Below are 1228 nucleotides of genomic sequence, written 5' to 3'. Positions count from 1 at the left end.
AGCGCATCAACGAGCTCTTCGACCGGGTCTTCAAGCGGGAGGTGGCGCAAACGCTTACGCCGGAGTTCCTCAGCCAGCTCATTCAACACCTGCTGAGCCAGTGGGCGCGCGATGGCGCAGCAGAGGTAGTGGTCAGCGCCGAGGACAAGGAGAAGCTGGAGGCGCTCCTGTTTGCCGGCCTGCGCCAGCAGCTGCGTGACGGCCTGGTGCTTCGGGTGGGTGACTCGGTGGGAAAAGGCTTCCGCATCGGCCTGCGGGGCGAGGAGGTCTACTACGACTTTTCCGACGAGAGCATCGCGGAGGTCCTCAAGTCGTTCCTCAACCCGACCCTGCAGGCGCTGCTGAACGGCCAGGACAATGGATAAGCACTACTACCTCATATCCCAACTGCCTACTCTGTACTTCGACAGGGAATCCTACCTGACGGTGGAGGCCTTCCTCCAGGAAGCGGCAAAGTGGCTGTCCGCCGCGGAATACGCCACCCTGGCAGCAGTCGACATCAACGACGTCACCATCCCCAAGCACTGCCCCGGTGTTCTGGCTGCCTACAAAGACTTTGAACGGCGCCTGCGCACGGACCTTGCCGCCTGGCGTCAGGCGCAACGCAGTGGCCAGGACTACAAGCCTGCTACGTTTGCCCCCAGCCTCGTCAGGGAGGGCAACCCGCTGGAGGTGGAGAAGCGCCTGCTCCGGCTGAGGTGGGACTTTATCGAACAACACGAGAGCGACCACCACTTCGATTTCGAATTCCTCATCCTGTACATGCTCAAGCTGCAGATTCTGCGGCGACTGTTCACGTTCAACAAGGAAAAGGGGATGCAACTGTTCAGGCAACTTTGTGAGGTTCAGCCATGAGCACGGCGGTAGGAAAGATCATCGGCGTGAGCGGCAACATGGTGGCTATTGCCGTCGATGGCAACGTGATGCAGAACGAGGTGGGCCACATCGTGCACGGCGAGGAACGCCTGGTCTCCGAAGTGGTGCGCATCAACCGGGACGTGGCTTACGTGCAGGTCTTCGAGAGCACCAAGGGGTTGAAGGTCGGCGACCGCGCCGAATTCGCTGGGCACCTCCTTTCCGCAGAGTTGGGGCCGGGCCTCTTGGGCCAAATCTACGACGGCCTGCAGAACCCACTGCCGCAACTTGCCGCGGAGTTCGGCTTTTTCTTGCCCAGAGGGGTCAAGCGACCGGGCCTGGACCTGGAGAAGAAATGGTCCTTCACACCGAC

Annotated in this window: 3 protein-coding genes; all 3 read left to right on the top strand. The window is 61.2% G+C overall.

The genetic code is table 11. The annotated features are described in order from the left end of the window. A partial coding sequence (locus H5U38_02440; GenBank protein ID MBC7185870.1) for a hypothetical protein occupies positions 1-365 on the top strand: 365 nt, incomplete at its 5' end. After that, positions 358-855: a DUF2764 family protein gene (locus H5U38_02435; protein MBC7185869.1), complete on the top strand. Its 498-nt coding sequence runs from the start codon at positions 358-360 to the stop codon at positions 853-855. The genes H5U38_02440 and H5U38_02435, both read left to right, overlap by 8 nt. Continuing rightward, positions 852-1228: V-type ATP synthase subunit A (locus H5U38_02430; GenBank protein MBC7185868.1), on the top strand; the 377-nt coding region annotated here is incomplete at its 3' end. The genes H5U38_02435 and H5U38_02430, both read left to right, overlap by 4 nt.

The organism is Calditrichota bacterium (assembly GCA_014359355.1).
In the GTDB taxonomy this organism is placed as follows: domain Bacteria; phylum Zhuqueibacterota; class Zhuqueibacteria; order JANLFK01; family Oleimicrobiaceae; genus Oleimicrobium.
Note: the sequence above shows the minus strand (reverse complement) of the source record. Positions and strands in the feature narration are given on the sequence as shown.